Origin of the sequence: Methylophilus sp., assembly GCF_035460085.1 — a bacterium.
In the GTDB taxonomy this organism is placed as follows: domain Bacteria; phylum Pseudomonadota; class Gammaproteobacteria; order Burkholderiales; family Methylophilaceae; genus Methylophilus.
In genome coordinates this window covers 14,683-38,880 of sequence record NZ_DATHWZ010000081.1, presented here as the reverse complement: position 1 = coordinate 38,880, position 24,198 = coordinate 14,683, and the positions used below count along the sequence as shown (strand labels likewise).

At 50.8% G+C, this 24,198-nt stretch carries 27 protein-coding genes and 1 pseudogene; 20 read left to right on the top strand and 8 right to left on the bottom strand.

The window, feature by feature from the left end; translation table 11 throughout:
- From VK958_RS11345 to aepX, 6 genes and pseudogenes are all read right to left on the bottom strand, one after another.
- Positions 1–440: pseudogene (locus VK958_RS11345) on the bottom strand (CDP-glycerol glycerophosphotransferase family protein); the annotation flags it as partial.
- Between the two features lie 9 nt (positions 441–449).
- Positions 450–1,148, bottom strand: coding sequence for a class I SAM-dependent methyltransferase (locus tag VK958_RS11340; RefSeq protein WP_325241378.1), 699 nt, complete (start codon positions 1,146–1,148; stop codon positions 450–452).
- Positions 1,145–1,555 carry an adenylyltransferase/cytidyltransferase family protein gene (locus VK958_RS11335; RefSeq protein WP_325241376.1) on the bottom strand — a complete coding sequence of 137 codons (411 nt, stop codon included), beginning with the start codon at positions 1,553–1,555 and terminating at the stop codon, positions 1,145–1,147. The genes VK958_RS11340 and VK958_RS11335 overlap by 4 nt, the downstream gene beginning before the upstream one ends.
- Positions 1,552–2,544, bottom strand: a complete 993-nt coding sequence (locus VK958_RS11330) for a pyridoxal-phosphate-dependent aminotransferase family protein (RefSeq protein ID WP_325241374.1) — start codon at positions 2,542–2,544, stop codon at positions 1,552–1,554. Before VK958_RS11330 ends, VK958_RS11335 begins: the two co-directional genes overlap by 4 nt.
- Entirely contained in the window at positions 2,537–3,700 is a 1,164-nt protein-coding gene (aepY, locus tag VK958_RS11325) for a phosphonopyruvate decarboxylase (protein WP_325241373.1), read from the bottom strand. Before aepY ends, VK958_RS11330 begins: the two co-directional genes overlap by 8 nt.
- An 18-nt stretch (positions 3,701–3,718) precedes the next feature.
- Positions 3,719–5,017, bottom strand: coding sequence for a phosphoenolpyruvate mutase (aepX, locus tag VK958_RS11320; RefSeq protein WP_325241371.1), 1,299 nt, complete (start codon positions 5,015–5,017; stop codon positions 3,719–3,721).
- Positions 5,018–5,529: 512 nt separating this feature from the next.
- Between aepX and VK958_RS11315 the strand changes: the two genes are divergently transcribed.
- The 7 genes from VK958_RS11315 (at position 5,530) to VK958_RS11285 (ending at position 10,766) form a co-directional block, all read left to right on the top strand.
- Complete coding sequence (locus tag VK958_RS11315) at positions 5,530–6,327, top strand: flagellin N-terminal helical domain-containing protein (protein ID WP_325241369.1); 798 nt, start codon at positions 5,530–5,532, stop codon at positions 6,325–6,327.
- Between the two features lie 69 nt (positions 6,328–6,396).
- Positions 6,397–6,738, top strand: coding sequence for a flagellar protein FlaG (locus VK958_RS11310; protein WP_325241382.1), 342 nt, complete (start codon positions 6,397–6,399; stop codon positions 6,736–6,738).
- A 34-nt stretch (positions 6,739–6,772) separates the two neighbouring features.
- Positions 6,773–8,446, top strand: coding sequence for a flagellar filament capping protein FliD (gene fliD / locus VK958_RS11305; protein ID WP_325241367.1), 1,674 nt, complete (start codon positions 6,773–6,775; stop codon positions 8,444–8,446).
- 32 nt (positions 8,447–8,478) lie between these two features.
- Positions 8,479–8,979: a flagellar export chaperone FliS gene (fliS, locus tag VK958_RS11300; protein ID WP_325241365.1), complete on the top strand. Its 501-nt coding sequence runs from the start codon at positions 8,479–8,481 to the stop codon at positions 8,977–8,979.
- A 4-nt stretch (positions 8,980–8,983) separates the two neighbouring features.
- Positions 8,984–9,316, top strand: coding sequence for a flagellar protein FliT (locus VK958_RS11295; RefSeq protein WP_325241363.1), 333 nt, complete (start codon positions 8,984–8,986; stop codon positions 9,314–9,316).
- A 72-nt stretch (positions 9,317–9,388) separates the two neighbouring features.
- On the top strand, positions 9,389–10,489 hold the full coding sequence (fliK, locus tag VK958_RS11290) for a flagellar hook-length control protein FliK (protein WP_325241361.1): 1,101 nt from the start codon (positions 9,389–9,391) through the stop codon (positions 10,487–10,489).
- Positions 10,476–10,766: an EscU/YscU/HrcU family type III secretion system export apparatus switch protein gene (locus tag VK958_RS11285; RefSeq protein ID WP_325241380.1), complete on the top strand. Its 291-nt coding sequence runs from the start codon at positions 10,476–10,478 to the stop codon at positions 10,764–10,766. The genes fliK and VK958_RS11285 overlap by 14 nt, the downstream gene beginning before the upstream one ends.
- 124 nt (positions 10,767–10,890) lie before the next feature.
- On the opposite strand, the gene fliE is transcribed toward VK958_RS11285, so the two are convergent.
- Complete coding sequence (gene fliE / locus VK958_RS11280; protein ID WP_325241359.1) at positions 10,891–11,262, bottom strand: flagellar hook-basal body complex protein FliE; 372 nt, start codon at positions 11,260–11,262, stop codon at positions 10,891–10,893.
- A gap of 231 nt (positions 11,263–11,493) precedes the next feature.
- On the opposite strand from fliE, the gene fliF reads away from it, so the two are divergent.
- The 13 genes from fliF to fliR all read left to right on the top strand — a co-directional run bounded on the left by fliF (position 11,494) and on the right by fliR (position 23,178).
- Positions 11,494–13,200: a flagellar basal-body MS-ring/collar protein FliF gene (fliF, locus tag VK958_RS11275; RefSeq protein ID WP_325241357.1), complete on the top strand. Its 1,707-nt coding sequence runs from the start codon at positions 11,494–11,496 to the stop codon at positions 13,198–13,200.
- A gap of 3 nt (positions 13,201–13,203) precedes the next feature.
- Positions 13,204–14,202 (top strand): flagellar motor switch protein FliG, encoded by a 999-nt coding sequence (gene fliG, locus VK958_RS11270; protein WP_325241355.1) that lies wholly within the window; start codon positions 13,204–13,206, stop codon positions 14,200–14,202.
- Between the two features lie 22 nt (positions 14,203–14,224).
- Positions 14,225–14,893: a FliH/SctL family protein gene (locus VK958_RS11265; RefSeq protein ID WP_325241353.1), complete on the top strand. Its 669-nt coding sequence runs from the start codon at positions 14,225–14,227 to the stop codon at positions 14,891–14,893.
- A gap of 37 nt (positions 14,894–14,930) precedes the next feature.
- On the top strand, positions 14,931–16,469 hold the full coding sequence (gene fliI, locus VK958_RS11260) for a flagellar protein export ATPase FliI (RefSeq protein ID WP_325241351.1): 1,539 nt from the start codon (positions 14,931–14,933) through the stop codon (positions 16,467–16,469).
- Between the two features lie 19 nt (positions 16,470–16,488).
- Positions 16,489–16,938: a flagellar export protein FliJ gene (fliJ, locus tag VK958_RS11255; RefSeq protein WP_325241349.1), complete on the top strand. Its 450-nt coding sequence runs from the start codon at positions 16,489–16,491 to the stop codon at positions 16,936–16,938.
- 81 nt (positions 16,939–17,019) lie between these two features.
- Positions 17,020–18,408, top strand: coding sequence for a flagellar hook-length control protein FliK (locus VK958_RS11250; RefSeq protein WP_325241347.1), 1,389 nt, complete (start codon positions 17,020–17,022; stop codon positions 18,406–18,408).
- A gap of 178 nt (positions 18,409–18,586) precedes the next feature.
- Positions 18,587–19,153 carry a flagellar basal body-associated FliL family protein gene (locus tag VK958_RS11245; RefSeq protein ID WP_325241345.1) on the top strand — a complete coding sequence of 189 codons (567 nt, stop codon included), beginning with the start codon at positions 18,587–18,589 and terminating at the stop codon, positions 19,151–19,153.
- Positions 19,154–19,193: 40 nt separating this feature from the next.
- On the top strand, positions 19,194–20,195 hold the full coding sequence (fliM, locus tag VK958_RS11240; protein ID WP_325241343.1) for a flagellar motor switch protein FliM: 1,002 nt from the start codon (positions 19,194–19,196) through the stop codon (positions 20,193–20,195).
- Positions 20,195–20,683, top strand: a complete 489-nt coding sequence (gene fliN, locus VK958_RS11235) for a flagellar motor switch protein FliN (RefSeq protein WP_325241341.1) — start codon at positions 20,195–20,197, stop codon at positions 20,681–20,683. The genes fliM and fliN overlap by 1 nt, the downstream gene beginning before the upstream one ends.
- 24 nt (positions 20,684–20,707) lie before the next feature.
- Entirely contained in the window at positions 20,708–21,184 is a 477-nt protein-coding gene (gene fliO / locus VK958_RS11230) for a flagellar biosynthetic protein FliO (RefSeq protein ID WP_325241339.1), read from the top strand.
- Between the two features lie 108 nt (positions 21,185–21,292).
- Entirely contained in the window at positions 21,293–22,057 is a 765-nt protein-coding gene (fliP, locus tag VK958_RS11225) for a flagellar type III secretion system pore protein FliP (protein WP_325241337.1), read from the top strand.
- Positions 22,058–22,107: 50 nt separating this feature from the next.
- Positions 22,108–22,377, top strand: coding sequence for a flagellar biosynthesis protein FliQ (gene fliQ, locus VK958_RS11220; RefSeq protein ID WP_325241335.1), 270 nt, complete (start codon positions 22,108–22,110; stop codon positions 22,375–22,377).
- A gap of 33 nt (positions 22,378–22,410) precedes the next feature.
- A complete protein-coding gene (fliR, locus tag VK958_RS11215) occupies positions 22,411–23,178 on the top strand; it encodes a flagellar biosynthetic protein FliR (RefSeq protein WP_325241333.1) in 768 nt (255 codons plus the stop codon).
- 84 nt (positions 23,179–23,262) lie between these two features.
- Here fliR and flgL read toward each other — a convergent pair whose 3' ends face one another.
- Positions 23,263–24,183 carry a flagellar hook-associated protein FlgL gene (gene flgL / locus VK958_RS11210; protein ID WP_325241331.1) on the bottom strand — a complete coding sequence of 307 codons (921 nt, stop codon included), beginning with the start codon at positions 24,181–24,183 and terminating at the stop codon, positions 23,263–23,265.
- Between the last annotated feature and the right edge of the window lie 15 nt (positions 24,184–24,198).

Sequence of the window (24,198 nt, the reverse complement as noted above, 5' to 3'; positions counted from 1 at the left end):
CGTAAGGATTGCGCCTGTTGCTTGAATGCATCCTGGTTACGGTAGACCAGGTCGGCTTTGGGCCAACCCAGGTCAAATACGCCTAATTTAGGGCGTGCCTTGGCAAAGACCGCCTGGGTTTGCCAGCGGTCTACCCAGGCTGGACCCGGGACGATGCCCATGTCAAATGCGTTCCATGGCTCGTGGTGCCAGAAATGTGGCCAGATATCATGACGCTGCGCCAGGTCGTGCAGCAAGATCATGGAAAAACCGGCATTCGGCTTGCACGCATGCTCACAATAGACACCGATCTCTGCATACTGCTTCGAATCGGTACTCCACTGGATGGGAAATCCTCTGCTAGCCGCTTCATCCGCGATAGGCGCTAACGCCTGGCGTTCGCAGTTATCGGTAAAAAAGAAGGTGATCGCAGGCAGGTTATTGTGTGCAGGTGTAGTCATGATCACGCGTTATCCATGCAAATGTTTGGAAAAAATCACACTGAACCGGAATTCACTTTGTGCATAATTAGGCACACAGCTTTCAAATGCCTGGTGTTGCCATTCTGGCAATTGGCGGATAAACCATTCAGGGGTGAAATAAGTATGGTCTAGGCCTTTGTACTTTTCTTCGTATTCCGCTTGTGTCAGGGCATCGCGGCGTGCGCGTTCGCAGGCGTCGCGGGTGGCAGCATTAGGAACATCGAGGATGGCAATGCCATGTCTGGATTTTTTCCACATCGCCTGTAAAACCTGCGCAGCTGTCGCTTCATCAAAGTAATGAAATACGCTGTTGGCGATGACAAAATCATAAGTCGATTCGGTGTCCAGTGACTCTGCGCTTTGCACCAGGAACTCACCATCCGGCATGGCTTTTTGCGCTGCAGCTATCAGGCCTGACGCATAATCCAGGCCACCAACCTCAAGCGCCATGTGTTCGCGCAGCGAAAACAGGAAGGCGCCGGCGCCGCAGCCGACTTCAAACACGGATTGGCCTGCTTTCAAGCCCAGCTTTCCACTGATAAGGCGGGTGTATTCCTGCCAGTCAGCCAGGTTGATTTTGCCGGCACCGCTATCAAAACCATCCAGCGAGATCAGTGTTTCCAGTGTGATCGCATGTTGCGGTTGCAGAGTGCGTTTTTCCCAGATCTGTTGCCATAGATTGCTCATGAGTTCGCTTCCATTTTTTGACTGACTGCTTTGAGAACACGCGCACGCAGCTGTGTGCTGCTGATGCCTTCTGTGCGCGGCAGGATATATAATTTTTCGGCCGCGATCGGGTTGCTGTTATCGTGGCCGTGAACAAGTAAATCAATGTTGTGTTGTTGCAGAAAGGCTTCATCCAGCAACCATGGGCTGGGCACCACTTCATCGACATCGCGCATCGCCAGTAATACTTCTGCCCGCGCGGCGTAATCCAGCTCGGGCTCATAGCCTTTTTTGCTGCGGATTTCTTCATCGGTGGTCAAAGCCACGATCACGTGACCCAGCTGTTTGGCAGCCTTTAATAAACGGACATGGCCATGGTGTATCAGCGTGGCAGACATATCTACCATGATGCGTTTTTGCACGCTCATGCCAGTACCTCCAGCATATTCAATATCTCGCCACGTGCGTTTGAGCCCAGATGCGCTTCCCCCAGGTGGCAGACCACACTGCCACGGCTGATCCCGCGTGGTGCATACAGCACCGCACGCGGATCCTGCGAACCAATCCTGGTATCAACCCAGGTACACAGCGCAGGCTGATGGCTGGCCGGGTGAGTGGCATAGCTGGAAAATTTTTGCAGCATGGCAGCCTTGTTAATAAACACGGCCTCGCGTAATTCCTGGTGTTTTGGCAATACTTCATACAGCGAAGCAATGGCATGGTAAGGGCCGGTCATACGCCGTTCCAGATGTGTATGCAGGTTCATGTAAAACCCATCCACAGTATTGGTCGGCAGCTGGTTAAAGGCGATGAAAGCGGCACCGGTTAAACCAAACAAACCCTTGCAAGAGCTATACGCAATCACATCTGCCTGGTCATGGTCATCTTCCAGGCCAATGGACGCGGTGGCATCGAGGAACAGCTGTGCGTCGACACGGTTTGCCAGTGCACGTAATTCATTCATCGGCAGCTTCAGGCCTATGCTGGTTTCAGTGTAACAAGCCAACACCCAGTCATATTGCTCAGCAATGTCGGCCAGATCCAGCCAGTTCACGACAGTCACAGACCTGACATGGCCCTGGCGTTGAGCCGCTTCGGCAAAGCTGACCAGGCGTTGTGCATAGTAACCGCTGTCGATGACCAGCACTTTACCAAACAGGAAATTCAGCGAAGCGATTTCCAGTGCCAGGCTGGCAGAGCCTTGCAGGCGCGCAATCTGCGCATGGCCAGTCATGTTTTTCAATGCATCCAGCACAGATTGCTCCACTTGCTGGTAATCTTCATCGCCGCGGCCAAAACATGGGCGCAAGCCGCGCAGGTTTTCTTCAAGCAGGCTGGCAGGGCCGGCCGTGAATAAAGCCTTCACGCTGTTTTGCTGCGTGATATGGGCCAGCAGTGTAGGCGACTGGTCACGCATAAGCGACCTCTTCAAGAAACAGCATAAAGTCCTGTTTGTTCTGTGCCGGAGTCCGGGTAGGGCGGCCTAGGTCAGCGCGTGCGCCACGGCGGCACAGCACTTCGATAAAGCAGCTTTGGCCCAGGCGCAATGCATACTGTAATGCTTCGCTGAGCTGGCTATTGGAGCTGACGCGGATCACCCACTGGTATCCGGCCGCTTTTGCAATGCTGGAAAGATTCAATTGCGCGGCAACCGTGGGCTGGCCGCCGACTGAATCATGCGCACCGTTGTTAAATACGATATGTACCAGGTTACGTTGCTGTGCGCTCAGTGTCAGGCTACCCATATGCATGAGCAGGGCACCATCACCATCCAGGCAAACCACTTGCCGGTCAGGTTGTGCCAGTGCGATACCGCAGGCGATTTGTGAGGCATGCCCCATTCCACCTACGGTTAAAAAGTCCCTGGCATGACCGCTGTTTTGCGCATGCCTGAATTCAAACAGTTCACGCGAAGCCATGCCAGTGGTTGCAACCACGGCCACATCATCTGCCAGCAGGCGTACGATATTACTCAGCATATCTTCTCGGCTAGGCAAGGTTGCTTCATTGGCAATACCTGGCTTGCTGGCTGATTTTGGTTTGTAGGGTGCAAAACTTTGCTTGCGCACTACCAACGCCACCGGGCCTGACCTGCGCTTTGCCAGTGACAGCAGCCTGCGGGTTTGTGTCAACGCACAACTTAAATCGGTCTGGAAGATTTCAAATGGGATGCCCATCATTTCGAGTTGCGCCAGCGTGATCTGCCCTTGCTTGACGTGTTGGGGTTCGTCATGTATCTGTTTACCATCCGATTGCATTTCACCGCGCCAGCCAATCACCAATAGCATGGGGATGCCATAAATCTGCGGATCGGCCAGTGAGGCAATCGGATTCACCACATTGCCGAGGCCGGAATTCTGCATATACACCAGGGCAGGACTTCCAGTAGCCAGGTAATGGCCCATCGCTAAACCAGTGGCGCCGCCTTCATTAGCGGCAATCACATGTTTCTGTTCGGGCAGGCGGTCAGAGAAACAGGCACATAATTCCTTTAACAGGGAATCAGGCACGCCGGTAAAAAATTGCACACCTGCGAGTTGTAGCGCTTCAAGAAATGCACCAGCTTCAATCATGATGGATGCTCCTTATTATTATTTGGTACCAGGAATCAAGGACAGTACGTCGTTGATCGACATCAGTTCGGATTCGACTTCTGCGGTCCTGCCATTCTTGAGGATTTCCATGGCAGTACGCTGCATGGCGGGGTAAGCCGCACGCATCATATGGTTGGCATAAATCACCAGATTGAAACCTCGCGCTGCCAGTTCTTCTTCAGTCACCGTGCAGTAACTGGTAGGCACACATACCAGTGGCGTGGTCGGGAATTCGGATTTAAAGATCTTGGCAAACTCGAACACTTCATCCGGCGACTTCTGGCGGCTGTGGATCATGATCCCGTCCACGCCAGCACCTACATAGGCCTGGGCGCGTTTGACGGCGTCTTCCATGCCTTTTTCCAGGATCAGGCTTTCAATCCGCGCAATCACCATAAAGTCATCACTGACACGTGCAGCACGACCGGCAGCGATTTTGTCGCAGAAAGGCTGAATGTCATCCTGTAATTGCGCAACGTCATTGCCAAACAGAGAATTCTTTTTTAAGCCTATCTTGTCTTCAATGATGGTGGCGGAAATACCCAGGCGCTCCATGCTGCGCACATTGAGTTCAAAGTGCTCCAGTTTGCCGCCGGTATCGGCATCCATCACCAGTGGTTTGGTGGTGACATCAAAAATATCATTGATATTGGATAAGCGGCTGTTGATCTCCAGTGCTTCAATATCCGGTTTGCCGCGTGCAGTGGAGTCAGTCAGTGAACTGGACCAGAAACCATCAAACTGGCAGTTCTTGCCATTACGTTGGGCAATCGCATGCTCAGCAATCAGGGCCGAGATCGGGTTATGTGCTTCAATAAAGCGGGAAATTGGTTTGGCTGCCAGCAATCTTTTTAAAGTACGGCGGCGAATATCGGGTGTGGTACCCAGCGTCTGGATCTGCCCCAACATTTCATTGGAAGAGATACCACGTGTATAAGGAATCTCGATCAGGTGACCACCATATTCAGCCAGGGCTGCACGGGCGCGTTCACGGTAAGGCAGTAACGGGCCATCCAGCCAGTCATCGCCATGCACCATGATGTCAGGTTTGTGTTTCAGCAGGTTGGGCGCGTAGTCCCATTCATCCTGCGGCACAACATTGACTACGCCACGGATATTCTCAACGATAGATTTACGTTGATCATAAGTCAGGTAGGGCAGGCGTTTGTGATCTGCCACTGCCGCATCGGACAATAAACCAATCGTGACATCGCCATACTTCCTGGCTTGCTCGATGATATTGATATGCCCGTGATGCAGAATATCTACCGTCATACCTACATAAACTGATGCCATGCAACACTCCTATATATATGCTTTTTGCTCATGCCGCCAAAAGACTCATGAACATCTATAGGAATTATGAAATGTGGTGCACGGAATTGATTGTGGGAAAAACGCCTTAAAGCTCCTTTAAATCTTCACCTATATATAAGGTATGTCCCATCCTTTGCGCAGGCCTCTTATAGTTAAAGAAATTAAGAGGTGATTCACGGCTAACTCTGCAAATGAATTTGTACTCGCTTTATTTAAAATAGGGCAAGTTGAATTTATGGCTATAAAAATTTAAGAAAGGCTAAAGAACTCCGAAGAGCCGTCGTTAACAGAAACAAGTGCCCGACCGATGTAAAGATGTAAAAAAGAAATTTTAAACGCAACATTAAAGAAATTTCGGAAGCGGTCGATAACATAAACAACAACGATGGATTAGCAAGATTTAGTAAGTAGCAAGCGAATCAGCGTTGAAGGTAATAGTAATACGACGATTTGACACTTAACTGGATATACGACTCTCAAGGAGAAATAACATGGCTTCAGTAATTAACACAAACATTGCATCTTTAAACGCACAACGTAATCTGGGCATGTCTCAGTCAAGCATGAATCAATCGATTCAACGTTTGTCTTCAGGTCTGCGCATTAACAGCTCTAAAGATGACGCCGCTGGCTTGGCAATTGCAACACGTATGGACGCTCAAATCCGCGGTATGGATGTTGCGGTTCGTAACTCTAACGATGCGATCTCTTTCCTGCAAACTGCTGAAGGTGGTTTGAGCAAAGGTACTGACGCTCTGCAACGTATGCGTGAATTGGCTGTACAGGCAGCTAACGGTTCTTACAGCTCTGGTGACCGTGCGAACCTCAACGCTGAATTCTCACAACTGTCAGAAGAATTGACACGTTTGAGCACTGCCACCAAGTTCAACGGTGAAGCTGCATTAGGTAAAGGTTATCAGTTCCAGGTAGGTGCAGATGCTTCTGACACCATCAGCGTGAGCTCGGTAGCTGCTGTAAGTATGTCTGGTTCACTGTCTTCTGCTGCTGCTGCATCTGCTGCATTGACAGCGATCGATACCGCACTGGATACAGTGAACACAAACCGTGCGACATTGGGTGCTTACCAAAACCGTTTTGAATCTGTGATCAGCAACCTGCAAATTTCGTCTGAGAACATGTCTGCTGCCAAGTCTCGTATCATGGATGCTGACTTTGCTTCAGAAACAGCGAAGATGACACGTGCACAGATCCTGCAACAAGCTGGTACAGCAATGTTGGCTCAAGCGAACCAGCTGCCTAACCAAGTGATGACACTGTTAAGAGGTTAATTCCCAATCAGTTGAATCCCATCCACAGAGACCCGTCTCTGTGGATTTAGGTTAAGCAGAAGGAGCATTATCATGAGTCAATCTATAGATGGAGTAGGCGGACGTCCGGCAAGTGGACTGGCTGCTGTAAACAGTCTTAAGTTGGTGAAGTATGGAAGTGGTGAGCAGAAAGCTGCTGAGGTATTAGACAAGGCAACTTTGACCGGCGCGGTAAACAAACTGAATGAATATGTTGCCCCTGCCTTGCAAACCATTGAGTTTTCTATTGATGATGAGTCTGATCGTATTGTGGTGAGAGTAGTGGATACCGAAACACAAAAGGTATTACGCCAAATCCCGAATGAAGAAGTACTTGCGATTAGCAAAACCCTGGATAAATTGCGTGGTCTGGTGATCAGGCAAACCGTCTAGGGTAACTGCTTTTAAAGTGTCTGGAGATTAAAAGATGGCTTCAATTACATCCACAACCGGGGCATCAGGCCTTGCAATCGACTCGATCGTTACCGGGTTGATGACGATTGAGCAACAACCTCTGACACAGATCAAAACGCAGGTCAGCTCTTACAATACCAAACTCACGGCTTACGGTACCTTAAAAAGTGGTTTGAGTACTTTCCAGGCTGCGGTGGATAAATTGGCGACGGCTGCCAAGTTCACTGCACAGTCGGCCAAAGTAACTGACGGTAGCAGCATTGCCGCCACCGCCGATGGTACAGCCGCCAACGGTAGCTATAACATTTCAGTCACACAACTGGCGACTTCACAGAAGCTTGCCACCTCAGCCTACGCGAGCGCCACTGACATTATCGGTACAGGTACCCTGAATATCTCTTTTGGTACTTACACTGCCAGCCCTGCAAGTTTCACTGCCAATGCAGACAAGCAGGCATTGAGTATCACCATAGACAGTACCAACAATACGCTGGCAGGGGTTCGTGATGCGATCAATGCGAAAAATGCCTCAGTCACGGCATCGATTGTGAATGATGGCACCGGTAACCGCCTGGTGATCACTTCTAAAGACACCGGCGCCGTAAACAGCCTGAAAATTGATGTCACCGATACTGATGGTAATGGGTCGGATAGCAGCGGTTTATCCGCACTGGCTTATGACCCGCTGGGTACAGTCGGTACCGGTAAGAATATGACGCAACTGGTGGGTGCACAAAATGCATTGTTAACGGTGGATGGTTTAGCGATCAGCAAAGCCAGCAATTCGTTTAATGATGTGATCCAGGGAGTGACTTTAAACCTGAAATCTATCACTGCGACCAGTACGACACTGGAAGTCGCGACAGACACAGAGGCAATCCAGGCATCAGTACAGAATTTCGTAGATGCTTATAACAAGCTGAATACCAGCTTGCGTGACCTCACCAAGTTTGTTGAAGGCGGCTCCACATCCAACGGTCCTTTGCTGGGTGACTCCACCACACGCGACATCATGGTCAAGCTGAAATCCATGCTGGCACGTCCTTCAACGACGGCGACTACTTTCCGCACGTTAGGTGATATCGGTGTGAAGTCGGGCGAGAACGGTGTGTTAACGCTGGATACCGCCAAACTAACCACAGCATTGAATACCAATTTGAATGATGTCGCCAAATTGTTTGCGCCCTCTGCGACAACCTCAGATCCGCAAGTGACCTATGTGAGTAGCTCAAGCAAGACGCAAACCGGTACTTATGCCATCAATGTCACCAGTCTCGGAAGCAGCACTCTGGATGCAGGCGGGACTATCAATGGCGTGACAGCATATGGCAGTGGCGCCAGTCTGATCGGTGCTGCCGACAATGCTGCACAGGGTTTAAAAGTCTCTATCAATGGCTCAGCGACAGGCAGCCGCGGCACGGTGACTTTTAACAAAGGCCTGGCTGGCGAACTCAGTAGCATGATTGGTGACTGGCTGGATACGACCGGGTCGCTGTCCGTTAAAACGGATGGCATTCAGACGTCGATCAAGGCGCTCAACAAGAAATCATCTGATTTAAGTGCCAAACTGCCAGCGATTGAAGCACGATACAGGGCGCAGTACGCAAAACTGGATGCATTGCTTTCCAGCATGCAAAGCACCAGTTCTTACCTCAGCCAGCAAATTGCTGCATTGAATAAAAGCTAACAGCATCAAGAATTAAGAATCAGGAGAATTTTATGTTCGGGACTAAACAATCAGGTATTAATGCTTATGCAAAAGTTGGCTTGGAAACAGGCGTGGTGGATGCCAGCCCTTTAAAACTGACTGTGATGCTTTATGAAGGCGCGATCACTGCATGCATTCATGCCCAGCAAGCGATCCAGCAGGGCAATATCCAGAAAAAAGGTGAGTGCCTGACCAAAGCGGTGACCATTATTGATAATGGCCTGCGCTCAAGCCTGGACAAACGTGCCGGTGGCCAGATTGCCAGCAACCTGGACCAGTTGTACCAATACATGACACGCACCCTGATGCAGGCGAGCTTGCATCTGGATGCCAAGAAAGTGAATGAAATCCAGCAGTTGTTGATGGAGTTGAAAACTGCCTGGGAAACACTGGAAAAAACCGGTGTGAGCAATACTGCACAGGCCAGCGCACCATTAGGCGCACTGGTATCACAAAAGGCGCAGGCTATCCCTGCAGGAAACATTAATCGTTTGGCCGTTGCAGGAGTATAAGATTATGTCAAAAGCACTCATTGATACCTATGAATCTTCTGCAAAAATCATGGAACAGATGCTGATTGCGGCCAGGCAGAGTGCCTGGGAGAAAGTCACTGAGCTGGAGCAATCTTACATGCTCAAGATAGAAGTGATCAAAACCCTGGAGCAAAACCTGAGGTTGCAATCCGAGACATTGAGCCCGGACGACCACACCCGCAAACAGAAACTGGTGCAGAAGATCCTGGCTGATGACGGCGAGATCCGCAATCTTCTGTATCCTGTCATGCACAGGATCACCGATATGATTTTTGATGCGCAGTTACACGCGCGGATCCCACCGGATGCCATATAGCCGGATGCCATATAAATGATCCCTATCCCGCAAGTTCTCGCTAATCGTTTCGTTAGTCAAGAAACAGAGAGCTTGCGTGCGGTATCTTCGATCATGCCGGTCGAAGGTGCGCAATCTGAAGCGCCTTTGTGGAGTCGTTTGCGCCCGGGCATGCAGTTCACCGGGTTGATCCTGCAAAAAGAATCCAGCGCCGGCAACGGCTCTGAGTTAGCCAATTTCAAAGTCCAGATCCAGCTACCTAACCAGCAACCTGCCGTGGTGCAGATGCAATTACCTTCGCACCTAGCCCAGCAACAGGCGTTGCAGATGCAATATCTGGGTTTACCGCAAGGGCAGGCACAATCAGGAAAAGAAGCATCAGCAGCGCATCCGATGGTCCGCTGGGGTGTGCAGGCGCAAGCCAAAAGCGGAGAAGCTTCTACCACCGGTTTGGCTACTGCTGGCTTGCTCGCGGATACCGCTCAATCTGAAGGTGCCGGTGATTTGCCGCATCTGTTAGGCAGTATGGCAGGCCAGACCGCCAGCCAGGTTGATTTGAGTAACCCGGCGCAGCAATTACAACGATGGTTAAGTTCACCTATGTTCCAGCACCAGGCGGCTGCGTTGCAGGCACAAACTATCGTCAGCCACAGCCCGCAAAAGCCACAGGTGCTGGCACAAGACTTGAAGCACGCACTGGATAGCTCCGGCCTGTTTTACGAATCCCACTTGAAAGATGCGGCACTTGGCAGCCGCCCATGGCACCAGTTATTACAGGAACCACAAAACAAACCAAACTTTTTGCCACCGGAGATGGTGGCACAGCAGTTGCAGGTGCTGGAACAGCAAAGGCTGTCCTGGCATGGAGAAGTGTGGCCGGGGCAAACCATGCAATGGGAAATCACCGAGCGCGAATCCTCGGCCCATTCATCAGAAGACCCTAGCTTGAATGCCATTCAAAGCAACCTCAAGTTGACACTCCCGCGCCTGGGGGAAGTATCTGTAAGGATTACCATGGTGAATGGTCGGTTTGCCATTCGTGTGCAACCACAACAAACTAGTGTACTGGCCACGATGCAATCTACACGCAGCGAACTGGCCACGAATTTGCAGTCCGCCGGGCTAACGCTGGAGTCATTGCAGATCGCCAGCGAGGCACATGAAGCAGCCAGCCAATCATATGCAGCAGGATAAACATTTTACCCAATCGGCAGTGGCGCTCGCTTATGAAGCGGGTGACCTCGCACCGCGGGTGGTGGCAAAAGGCAATGGTTTACTGGCTGAACGGATTATCGCGATTGCGAAAGAGCACGATGTGTATGTGCATGAGTCGCAGGCATTGTTGGGATTATTGATGCAGGTGGAACTCGATACCCATATTCCGCCACAGTTATACCAGGCGATCGCTGAAATCCTGGCCTGGTTGTATCAGCTGGAGCAGGGCGTAGAGTTGGAAGTGCCGTCAGTGTAAGAGACTTGCAAAGCGGCGTTGGTGAAGTGTCACACAAAACGCCGCCATTCAATAGATGCCAGGTTACCGTGGCATGATGGAGTGGCTTGAGATGGAAGTGCAGGCTGAGGTGAGCAGTCTCCGCTTACACCTGCATATTCATCATGTCTTGATAAGCACTGACTAGTTTATTGCGCACTTGTACCGTAGCCTGGAAAGCAATGTTGGCTTTTTGCCCCGATATCATGACATCGGACAAGCTGACGTTATCGTTTCCCATGGCAAAATCCTGCCCCAGTTTTTCAGATTGCAATTGCATATTGTTGACCTGGTCGAGCGAGGCTTTCAGTGCATCACTGAAACTGACCTGGCTGGTAGGGTTGGCTGCACTGGTTTTCTGTATCGGATTCAGTGCCTGTGTAGCACTGGTCCCCAGGCCTTCTGGCTTTTGCGCTGCTGCGCGTAGTTGCGCCAGCATGGACGAGATACGTTGAGCATCTATACCGCCTGCGTTCATGATGGTCTCCTTTCATTAACGGGTTGTTTAACCCACTTGTGTCAATGGTAGTCACTTTAACATTGCGGTCTTTGAGCCGCTCTCAAAAATAGGCGATATTAAGCCGTCTTATTTGCCAATTTGAATTTGCAGGTGAGGCGCATAATGTGTCCCATGTATGAATACCAATGTAATGGTGTTCTGTTTAGATTTAAGACCTGTCCCGTACAGGTTGATCACATGGAGATTTAAATGGCTGCTGCTGATGCCACGCTTGCTTCAACGATAGAGTCCACCACGACTACGCCGGATATATTCGGAACGTTGGGCCAGAAATTGTTGCTGGTCGCTGGAATTGCCGCTGTGGTGGCGGTGATGGTGGTGTTTTGGCTGTGGAGCCAGAAACCGGATTACCGCGTGCTGTTTTCCAACTTTGCCGATAAAGATGGCGGCGCGATTGTCGCTGAGCTCGATAAACTGAATATCCCCTATAAATTCTCCGAAGGCGGCAGCGCGATCATGATTCCTGCCGACCAGGTCCACCAGGTGCGTTTGAAGCTGGCGGCTCAAGGCTTGCCTAAAGGTGGCAATATCGGTTTTGAGTTACTCGAGAACCAGAAATTTGGTGTGTCGCAATTTGTTGAGCAAGTCAATTTCCAGCGTGGCCTTGAAGGTGAGCTGGAGCGTAGCATTCAGTCTATTTCAGCCGTGCAGGCTGCCCGTATCCACTTGGCGATCCCCAAACCAAGTGTATTCGTGCGAGAGCAGCAATACCCTACCGCTTCCGTATTATTGAATTTACATAGTGGTCGTCGCCTGGACGGCCAGCAAGTCGGTGCCGTGGTGCATCTGGTTGCCAGCAGTGTGCCTAACCTGTCAGCAGATCATGTGACTGTAGTAGACCAGAACGGCAACCTATTATCCGATAACGCAAACAAAGCCAAACAAAATGGCCTGGACCCTGAACAAATGGCCTATGTGGAAAACATGCAAAGCAATATTGCCCGCCGTGTAGAGTCCATCATTACGCCTATTGTGGGCGCTAAAAATGTACACGCAGAAGCCAGTGCCGAAATTGATTTCTCTAACACTGAGCAAGCCAACGAAACTTACAAACCAAACAGCAAGCCTGAGGACATGGCTGTGCGCAGCGCCCAGAACCATGAGTCACAAAATAGCAGTGGCAGCAATGGTGCGGTGCCTGGTGCGGTCTCTAACCAGCCCCCAGGTGAGGCAACTGCACCTATCAATGCCCCAGGTGCGCAAGCGCCAGGCGATGAGAATGCACCGCCTGCAACTGCACCTGCACCTCCACAAAACACGCAAAAAGACACCACCACTAACTATGAGCTGGATAAAACAATCAGTTACATCCAGCAAGCGAAAGGCGGCGTCAAGCGCTTGCACGTAGCGGTCGTGGTTAACCATATCCCGGTAGTCGACAGCACCGGTAAAACCACTTACCGCGCGCTGAATACTGCCGAGAAACAACAGGTAAGTGACCTGGCCATGCAGGCCATGGGTTTCAACCGTGAGCGAGGTGACACTATTTCTGTCGTGAATACGCCATTTGTAGGTGAAGCTCAGGAAAAACTGGTTGAACCTCCATTGTGGAAAGACCCGATGGTGATTGAGTATGGTAAAGATGCCTTGCGCTTCCTGGCCGGTGTCATCGTATTGTTGATGATCTACAAAAAATTGCTCAAGCCATTGGCTAGTAAACTGACCGGTGCTGACAAGAAACAACTGGAACTGGTCGCAGGCGCTGCCGCATTGCCTGGCGCTGAGGCTGCGACAGGCGAAGATGCTTTGGTGACGCTCAGTGGCGAATCGCCAGCATTACCAGGGGCAAGTACCAGTGCATTGAACCTGACGCTGGAAGCGGCAAAACAGGTGGCGAAAGATAATCCGCGCATGGTAGCTAACGTTGTTTCTAACTGGACTTCTGCGGAGAAATAGCACATGGCTTCTGATGGATTAACAAAAAGCGCTATTTTGATGCTGGCACTCGGTGAAGATGAAGCTGCCGAGGTCATGAAGCACTTGTCGCCTAAAGAAGTACAACGGCTGGGCATTGTCATGGCTTCTATGAAGCCGGTGCCCAAAGAGGAAGTAGAGGAGGTGCTGGAGAAGTTCATGCTCGACTTCGCCGGCAGCAGCGACTTCGGCCTGGATTCTGACAGCTACATCCGCTCTGTGCTGGTGAAAGCGTTTGGCGATGACAAAGCTTCCAACTTATTGAACCGTATTCCGCAATCGCAGGATGCGGCAGGTATCGAGAGCCTGAAGTGGATGGATGCCTTCAGCGTGGCTGATTTCATCAAGAATGAGCATCCGCAAATTATTGCGACTATTTTGTCGCATCTTGAAGCAGAACAGTCTGCGGAGATCCTCGGCCATTTCACTGAGCGTTTACGCCAGGATGTGATTTTACGGATTGCCACACTTGATAGCGTCAAGCCAACCGCTTTGCGCGAACTCAACGAAGGCATGCTGAAAATGCTGGCTGGTAACGATAATCTCAAGCGCCAGACCATAGGTGGCGTGAAAACTGCCGCTGAAATCATGAACTTCCTCAGTGGCGAGAATGAAGCCAAATTGATGGATGGCCTGAAAAGTTATGACGATGCGATGGCGCAACAGATCATGGACCAGATGTTTGTATTCGATAACATCATTGATATCGACGACAGAGGCATCCAGGTATTGCTGCGCGAAGTGCAATCCGATGTGCTGATCGTGGCCCTCAAAGGTACTTCCGAAGAAATGCGTGAGAAGTTCTTCCGCAATATGTCTTCCCGTGCGGCGGAAATGATGCGCGAAGACCTGGAAAGCCGCGGCCCGGTCAAATTATCTGAAGTTGAAACACAACAGAAAACAATTCTGCAAACCGTTAGACGCTTATCCGACGAAGGCCAGATCATGCTGGCTGGCAAAGGTGACAGCGAGCAATATGTATAAAGCATTTTAAGGAAACACTGATATGGTAGCTTCTGCAACGCCCAAAGAACAAATGACCGCTTACCAGCGCTGGGAAATGGCCAGTTTCGACGATGTCGCTTCCAGCGAACGTGTCAGGCGAGATCGGGTACAGGCAGAAGAGAATGCCCGTACGGTCAGTCAAATCCTCAAGCAAGTGAGGCAGGAAGCCTATGAAGAAGGCTTTAAAAAAGGCTATGGTGACGGAATTGTGCAAGCGCAAACAGAAGTAGAGACCGAGCGGGCGCAATTGCTGCAATTATCCGGCAATTTCCAGCAAGCACTTTCCATGCAGGACGTGGCGATTGCCGAGTCTGTACTGACGCTGGCGCTGGAACTGTCAAAAGCCATGCTGAAAAGCAAGTTGCAGGCAGATCCGCAAAGTATCTTGCCGGTAGTCCTGGATGCCATGCAATACCTGCCACAGGTGAAGCAGCCTGCACGCGTGATTGTGCATCATGAGGATGCTAAAATACTGCGTGCAAGTATTGCTGAACAGATGAAAGACCAGGGCTGGCAATTGGTAGAAGATAGCCAGATCGAACGCGGTGGCTGTCTGGTGGAAACCGCAGAAAACCAGATTGATGCGACCAATGAAATGCGCTGGAAACGACTGGTGCAAGGGTTATCCCGTTATGATGACTGGCACAAGCCTGTGGCAAACCATGAATAACCCACGCAGTTCAATCTAATCCTGATGTTGCTATCGCATGATCAAGCCAAACAAATCTGATATTCAATCTGTCACTAATAAACCAGTCACGGACGAACCAAACCCGCTTGCAGAAACTGCAATTGCAACAGCTGACAGCGTGGACGCTGTTGATGTCAACAATCCCGCACCAGCCATACAGGATAATATTCACTCCCAGCGCTGGCAAAGTTACCTGAAAGACTGTCGCGAGATTATCAATCTGGTAGAGCCGCTGGAGGTCGCCGGACGTATCATTAAAGTCACCGGCCTGGTCATGGTCGCGACTGGCATCAAGATGCCGATTGGCGGCGCGTGTTATATCCCATTGCAGGATGGAGGTCGTGTCGAAGCCGAAGTCGTCGGGTTCGATGGTGAAAATCTGTTATTGATGCCGCAAACAGCGGTTGAAGGTGTAGTACCTGGCGCCAAAGTGTTCAGCATGGACGTGACTGAAACATTGCCAAAGCCACAGTTTGGCCGCCCACCTCGTCGCCGTGCGCAGGACCGCGCGCGGCATTTCCCGGTCGGGGATGGCTTGCTTGGCCGTGTGGTTGATGCTGCCGGTATTCCCCTTGACGGGTTGGGACCGATTGCCACAGATATCACCGCCCCTTTGAGTGGCCGTGTGATCAACCCATTGATGCGTGCCCCAATAGAAGAAACCATGGATGTGGGCGTACGCGCGATCAATGCCATGCTGACCGTAGGGCGTGGCCAGCGTTTAGGCTTGTTTGCCGGTTCTGGCGTGGGTAAAAGCGTCTTGCTCGGCATGATGGCGCGGTACACTACTGCCGATGTGATTGTGGTGGGCCTGATTGGTGAACGGGGCCGTGAAGTACAAGAGTTTATTGAGCAGATATTAGGACCTGAAGGTCTTGCACGCTCCGTCGTAGTAGCCGCCCCGGCCGATGTGTCTGCACTGATGCGTCTACAAGGCGCCAGCTATGCGACAACCATTGCCGAAGGTTTCCGCAAGCAGGGTAAACATGTATTACTGATTATGGATTCATTGACACGTTATGCCATGGCGCAACGTGAAATCGCGCTGGCGATTGGCGAGCCACCGGCTACCAAAGGGTATCCCCCTTCAGTATTCGCCAAATTACCAGCGTTGGTAGAACGTACCGGTAACGGCGCACGCGGTGAAGGTTCAATTACCGCTTTTTACACGGTGCTGACTGAAGGCGATGACCAGCAGGACCCGATTGCCGATTCTGCACGTGCCATTCTTGACGGACACATCGTGCTCAACCGTACGTTGGCTGAGAGCGGGCATTATCCGGCGATTGATATTGAGCAATCCATCAGTCGTGCCATGCATAACATCACCAGCCCTGAACACCAGCAGCAGGCGCGTTTGCTGAAACAATTATATTCGCGTTATTTGCGTAACCAGGATCTGATTGCCGTTGGTGCCTACCAGCCTGGTTCTGACCCGATGCTGGATGTTGCGATCAAAAAACGCGACCAGATCAATGATTTCCTGCAGCAGGATATTCACGAATGCGCGGATATGCAATTCAGTTTGCAGCATTTATCACAAGTACTGTCTTAAAGAGCATTAAGAAACAGGCATGGCGAATAAACAATCTACCCAGACATTGACGCTGCTGAGCCAGTTGGCCGGTGATGAAGTAGAACTTGCCATGAAGGCGTTGGCACAGGCCATGAAACAGCTTGAGCAGGGCCAGCAGCAAAAATCATTGCTCAGTCAATATCAGCAGGAATACCAGCAGCAATGGCAAACCGTCGTGCAAAAAGGACTCAAAGCGGATTTGTACCGCAATTTTCAGGGCTTTTTCTCGCAATTGGAAACCGCCGTCAACAGTCAAAATGCTCAAATAGAACAATTGCAGGCAGTGGTTGTGCAGCGGCAACAGATGCTGCAGGAAAAACAGCGTAAACAAAAGTCGTATGAAGTGCTGATCACGCGGGCCCAGACCTTGAACGAAAAGATCGAGCGCAAACGTGACCAGAAAATGATGGACGAGTTTGCCAGCCGTGCGAAGCGCACCAGTCTTTAAAAGCTTCTTGCCGTGCGAAGCGCACTGGTATTTGTCGTTCCGTGCGAAGCGCACTAGTATTTAGAGTATCAGGAGGGTGTCATGACATTTTTAAATTCCGCAGGATTACTGAATATGGGTAATGCTGATGCCGTGAAAACGGCGGCCAGCAATACACCACAGGATTTCCAGGCTAACCAGTCTGATGAGTTTGCCCAGGCTTTACGTAAACAATTGCAGCAAGCAAACAAACCTGCCAGTACCATTGTCCCGCCTGCAGATAAGAATAAGCAATCGGTGAAAGAGCCTTCAAACGCGCAATCAGCGCAGACTAATAACGTCAAAAACGAAGCTGCTGCCAAAGAACCTGCACCAAAAGACCAACCGAAAACAAACTCTGCCACTGCAAAAGATAATAGTGCAGATGACAGCAAGACTGACAAAAGCCAAGAGATCGACGAGCAGGCCGCTACCGCTGGAGAGGCTTCCGGTATAGATGAAACTGCGCTGGACCGCAAAAGAAAGTTAATTACCAACCTGCAGGCAACCGACCCTACTGACGTCAGCATTACCCCATGGATGCAAACCATGACGGCAATGATTGCCATGCGCCAGTCATCAGGCCAGGGCGGCGTGGATGAAAAGGCAGATTTGAGTGTTGACAGTGCCATATTGTCGTCACCAAAAGGTGAGTTTGTGGTTGACCCGAATGCAACAGCCTTGCCTGAAGAAGCCTTGGCTGATAAAACATCAGCGGCAAACATGCCGGTGGGCGCACAGCCTGCAAACCAGTCAGCTGCTTTGGATGCAAAAACGCCATCAACCGCTGATGGTCAAGCACCTGTAGCAGATAAACCAGTTAATTTCTCTGAAACATTGGGTATCGCCAAATCTGTAGCAGATGCAGTCAGCGAAGCCGTAATCACCGATAAAGCCGTGGCCCAGGCCCTTAATGCCGATATTCAGGTTGAAAATACCAATACGGTGACTGCACCCGCCGCACAGGCCTTGCCTAACAGCCCATGGTTAAATACAGCAGGCATTTCACAAAATGCCAATGTCATTATGTCTCAAGTATCTACGCCGTTTGGCAATGAGCGCTGGCAGACTGCGATGAACCAGCATGTACTGAATATGGTGGGCAGTGGCGACGATGTAGCCAGCTTGACTTTGTCTCCGCCTGATCTCGGTCCGATTCAAGTAGTTTTGAAAGTCGATAACCAGTCAGTGAATACCAGTTTTATTACCGATAACCCGTTAGTGCGCCAGGCACTTGAAGATGGCATGCAGGACTTACGTGACCGCATGCAGTCGCAAGGCCTGGAATTAGGGCAGACTTTTGTCGGTAACGGCCATCAGGCCGAGCAGCATTTTGAGCAACAATCGGCAAAAGGTAACGGCAGAGCGACGGCTGAAACCGAGGCGGTTGCCGCCACCCAGACTGCCGTCAAAACCACCGTCTCACGTGGCCTGGTAGATACCTTCGCCTGACTATGGCGGCAGCCTGACGGCTGCTGCTGCATAAAATCTGATTAAGCACCGAATTCACCCTTTTATCCAGCAATCTGCCAGCCCTTGCCATGGGCATAATGTCATTAACTCTGATGCTTTTCGATCGCTAGTCATTTCGATCATGCAATGTTGAAGCTTAAATGAAAGGTTTTGTGCAATGGCTCAAGAACCCGCTAAAGCGGAAGCTGCAGTAGCAGCACCCAAATCCAAAAAGAAATTAATTGTGATCCTGGCGATCGTGCTTGCGCTGGCTGTCGTTGGCGGCGGTGTGGCATTTTTCATGATGCAGAAAAAAGAAGATGCACATGCTAAAGCCAAGCCCGCGAAAGAGGGCGAAGAAGCCGCTGAAGCTGAAGAGGGCGGGCATGAGGAAGAAGCCGAGGCTGAAGGCCATGCAGACCCGAAAACAGCATTGACCTATGTGCAGTTTGAAACCTTTACCGTCAACCTGTTGCCGGACCCGGATGACAAGTTCCTGCAACTTGACCTGACTGTAGAAGTGAAAGGTGCCGAGCTGGCAGAGAAATTCAAGACCCAGATGCCGGTGTTGCGTAATCGTGTACTGTTATTGCTGACCAGCAAGAAAGCCAGCGATATTTCAACCCCTGAAGGTAAAACGCAATTGAGCGAAGAGTTGCTGACAGAACTGAAAAAGCCGTTAACCGCTAGTGGTAAGCCGGTGAAAGTCACGCAGGTATTGTTTACCTCTTTCGTGATCCAGTAATTTAGCCCAGTATCAAAGAACAGTGTTATAGCGAGTAATCATGTCAGCTGACAAGTTTCTATCACAGGATGAAATTGACGCGCTCCTCAAAGGTGTTGAGGGCGATGACGATAGCAGCGCGTCTGAGAAAGACGATTCCAGTGTTCGTAACTACAACCTGGCAACGCAGGAACGTATCGTGCGTGGCCGGATGGCAACGCTGGAAATCATTAACGAACGCTTTGCCCGCCTGTTGCGCGTGGAACTGTTCAACTTTTTACGCCGAACGGTAGAAGTCTCGGTCGGCCCGGTCAGGATCATCAAGTACACCGACTTTATCCGTAACCTGGTAGTGCCCACCAATTTAAACCTTATCCACATGAATCCGTTGCGCGGCACAGGCGTGATGGTGCTGGACCCGACGCTGGTGTTCCTTGTGGTGGACAATATGTTTGGTGGCGATGGCCGCTTTCATACCCGGGTGGAAGGCCGTGATTTCACACAGACAGAACAACGCATCATCCAGCGCATCCTGGCGCTGATGTTCGACGCTTATGCCAAAGCCTGGTCACCTGTATATCCAGTCGAGTTTGAATACCTGCGCTCGGAAATGAACACGCAATTTGCCAATATCGCCACGCCGAATGAGGTGGTGGTGGCGATTACTTTCAATATCGAGCTGGGGCCGAATAGCGGGGAAATGCATTTCTGCGTACCCTATGCCATGGTCGAGCCGATCAAAGATCTGCTGACGTCACCATTGCAAGGCGAAAACCTGGGCGGTGACAAGCGCTGGGTCAAATTGATGACGCAACAGATCCAGGCTGCTGAAGTCGAGATCGTGGCCAACCTGGCTAACCGCAGGATGACGGTAGCTGACCTGCTGGAGTTGAAGGCGGGCGATGTGATTCCTATCAGTATCAGTGACACCATCGAAGGCCAGATAGACAATATCCCGGTGATGGAATGTCGTTATGGGGTTTTTAACGGGCAATATGCCCTTAAAGTCGAGAAATTAATACGTGCTGACGGAAGTCAGGAGCAATTGCAAGGAGAGTCATAATGGCTATGGATCCCGCTACTGGCAACAGTGCAGATGATGATATGGAAGCAGCGATGGCTGCAATGGGAGTGTCTGATACAGGCGATGTGCAAACAATCGCTGAAGACGACTGGGGTGCGGCATTGGCTGAACAGACGCAAGCCGAATCTTCTGCACTGCAGGAACCAGCGAGTAAAACTGCGGTATTTAACGAGTTCAGTGCCAACAATAAACTGGAAGGCACACAGAATGATATTGATTTCATCCTGGATATCCCGGTACAACTGACAGTTGAACTGGGTCGTACAAAAATCTCTATCAAGAACCTGTTGCAACTGGCACAAGGTTCAGTGGTAGAGCTGGATGGTATGGCAGGTGAACCTATGGATGTACTGGTGAATGGCTGCCTGATCGCACAAGGTGAAGTGGTGGTAGTGAATGACAAGTTTGGTATCCGCTTGACCGATATCATCACCCCGGCCGAGCGTATCCGAAAACTCAACCGCTAAGTCAGACTAGTAAAGTTAAAAAATATGAAGTTCGTGAAGTTATTGCCGTTTTGTGCAGCTAGCCTCTACTGGCCTGCCATCGCATTTTCTGCCGAAGCGGTTAAAACGGCAGCTCCACCCTCTGCCAGCGACAGCCTGGGCCGTATGGTGTTTGGCACTGTAGTTGTACTACTGGTCATCGCAGTGATTGCCTGGGTCTTAAGACGTGTGTTGCCAGGCCAGGGCTTGGCGCAATCCGGCGTGATCAAACAGGTAGGTGGTGTACAGCTTGGCCCGAGGGAACGCGTGGTCGTGCTGGAAGTATCCGGACGCTGGCTGGTGGTTGGCGTTGGCCCTGGGCAAATGACTGCACTGGGTGAAGTGGCCGCCACACCGGCAGCACCTGTTTCAGAATCTGCACACTATGACTCTACGCATGGTATCGACCCGCAGGCTTCTTTTGCCGTGCGCCTGCAACAGGCCATGCAACATACAGTCAAATCCTTCAAAAACAGGCCTTGAGTCGTTTATTTCCGGCCTTTGATTTCCATTAGGCCAGCGTACACTATCTCCATCTTTAAAAGCATGCCTGGCGATAACGGGCATGACTAAGCTCCGGATGCGATGATAATGCGTGTAATCTCTGTTCTGAAATTTCTTTTATTCCCTCTGCTGGTTGGGTTGATCTGGCTGTGGCCGGCGTTTTCCTGGGCGGCAGAAGGGTTGTCGATTGGCTCTGTGACCCCAGCAGCGGGTGGTGGCCAGGATTACACTCTCAGCCTGCAAACCCTGATCCTGCTCACCTCACTGACCTTTATCCCGGCAGCGATCCTGATGATGACCGGCTTCACCCGTATAGTGATCGTGCTGTCTTTATTGCGTCAGGCATTGGGCACACAATCAGCGCCGTCTAACCAGGTATTGATTGGCCTCGCCTTGTTCATTACATTTTTTGTGATGGGCCCGGTATTCGACAAGATTTATGTGGATGCTTACCAGCCATTGTCCGAAAGCAAAATCACCATGCAGGAAGCGCTGGATCGTGGCGCATTGCCACTCAAAGGCTTCATGCTCAAGCAAACCCGCGAGAATGATCTTGCCATGTTCGCCAATATGGCCCACACCCAGGCCATTAAGACCCCGGAAGAAGTGCCATTGCGTATTCTGGTACCGGCGTTTATGACCAGCGAGTTGAAAACTGCCTTCCAGATCGGCTTTGCCATTTACATCCCGTTTCTGATCATCGACATGGTGGTGGCCAGTATCCTGATGGCGATGGGCATGATGATGGTGTCGCCGGCGATCGTCTCACTACCGTTCAAGCTGATGCTGTTTGTATTGGTAGATGGCTGGCAGCTGATACTAGGCTCACTGGCGCAAAGCTTTGTCATGTAATGGCCCCTCTCAGCAAACAGTCATCAATTGAATATCCACAGGAGTAAAACATGAGTCCGGAACAAGTACTTACCATAGGTAGCGAAGCCATGCAGACGACTTTGATGGTGGCAGCCCCTATCCTGGGTATCGCCCTGGCCATCGGCCTGGTGGTCAGTATCTTCCAGGCGGCCACTCAGATTAATGAGCAAACATTGTCGTTCATCCCTAAACTGGTGGGGGTGATGGCGATGCTATTGTTAGCAGGCCACTGGATGCTCATGACATTAGTCGATTACATGCATCATGTATTCAGCATGATTCCGCAATTAGTCAACTAAGCCGTTTGTTTACCAGGCACCTCCGATTACGCTATGCTGACTATCCACGCTTCAGACCTGCAACAATGGATTGTCCAATTGCTCTGGCCGTTGACGCGCATCCTGGCTTGTATCTCAGTTGTTCCCTTATTCAGTCATCCTTCTATTCCCAATCGGATGAAATTGGGCATAGGATTTGTGATCACGCTGGCAATCCTGCCCTCTATCCAGATCCCCGCGATTGACGTACTTTCCTGGCAAGGCTTGCTTTCCTTGCTGGCGCAAATGGTCATCGGCATCAGCATGGGTTTTGTCATGCGCATCATGTTTACCGCTGTTGAAATGGCCGGTTTTATGATGGGTATGAGCATGGGGCTGGGCTTCGCCAGCTTTTTTGACCCGCAATCCGAAGGTCAAACCATCGCTGTTGCCCAGTTCCTGACCATGCTGACGTTACTCGTGTTCATGAGCCTGGATGGGCACCTGATCGTAGTGGCTGTGATGTTGCAAAGCTTTGAAACCATGCCGATCTTGCTAGAACATTGGCAACTCAATGGCCAGGCCATCGCCGAACTGGGCGGGCATATTTTTTCACAGGGGCTATTGCTGTCATTACCGGTAGTCGCCAGCCTGTTGATCACCAATATGGCGCTGGGTATCTTAACCAAAGCGGCACCACAGTTTAATATCTTTGGTATCGGCTTTCCGGTCACTATTTCGGTGGGCATGGTGATGACTTTATTAAGCCTGCCTTCATTGATCAGCCCGGTCAACCGCTGGCTGATCGATGCCCAGCAATTGATGCTGCAGGTGATTAGATAAAATGCTGTATGAAATTTAAAGGCATAAAAAAGACCCTGTCGGGTCTTTTTTTATTTTATGCTGCAAGTGCTTGTTCAAGCAGTGTTAAATAAACTGGAACAAAGACAATTGTGAAGTCTGCACATAGGATTTCTGGGCGGCTTCCAGGATAGTGCTGCGCTTGGCCAGGTCAGACAGTGCTTCGGTGTAATCGAGGTCTTCTAATTTGGAGATCGAAGCCGTGTATTGAAGTTCCATGTCACTGCCGGTCACATCCAGGGTATCCAGCTCATTCAGTTTGCTGCCCAGGTCGGCGCGTACATTCAACACCTGATCCAGCACACCTTGCACTTTGGTCATGGTATCTGCCAGGCCGTTACTGAAATTCGCCTGGGTGGTAGCATCTGTGATCGGGGTTTTCAACAGGCTGATGATGTCTTGTAGCGTTCCAAACAGGTCATTGCCATTGGCCTGGAATAACTCGGTGCCGCTATAAGTCACCGGCATCTGGCGTTGCACATCCACTTGCAGTGCGCGCTTTTCAGTATCGCCCTGGAAATCGATATTGCCGGTCACGGTGTTCAGCACAAAAGGCACAGTACCGGTCTGGTGGCCTGAATACATATAGTTACCTTGTGCATCCTTAGTATTCACCAGGCCGATCAGGCTATCGAGACGGCCTTGCAATTCACTGGCAATGTTGGCACGTTGCTGGTCATTGTAAGAACCATTACCCGCGGAAACCAGTGAGGATTGCGCATCCAGGATCACATTGGTGATACTGGTCATATTGGTCTCATAAGTTTCCAGGGAAGTCTTGGCGACATTACGCGTGCTGGTATAGATACTATTCATGTTCTGCGCATTGGTCAGCTCGAGAATACGGGCAGCGGCGACAGGGTCATCTGCCGGTGAACGCACCCTTTTACCAGAAGAAATCTGTTCATTGAGCTTGCTCAGGTCGTTCTGCAAATCCATCAGGCGGCTGGTGCCGTTCTGGTAAATCGTATTCGTGCTAATTCTCATGATTGCTCATCCTTC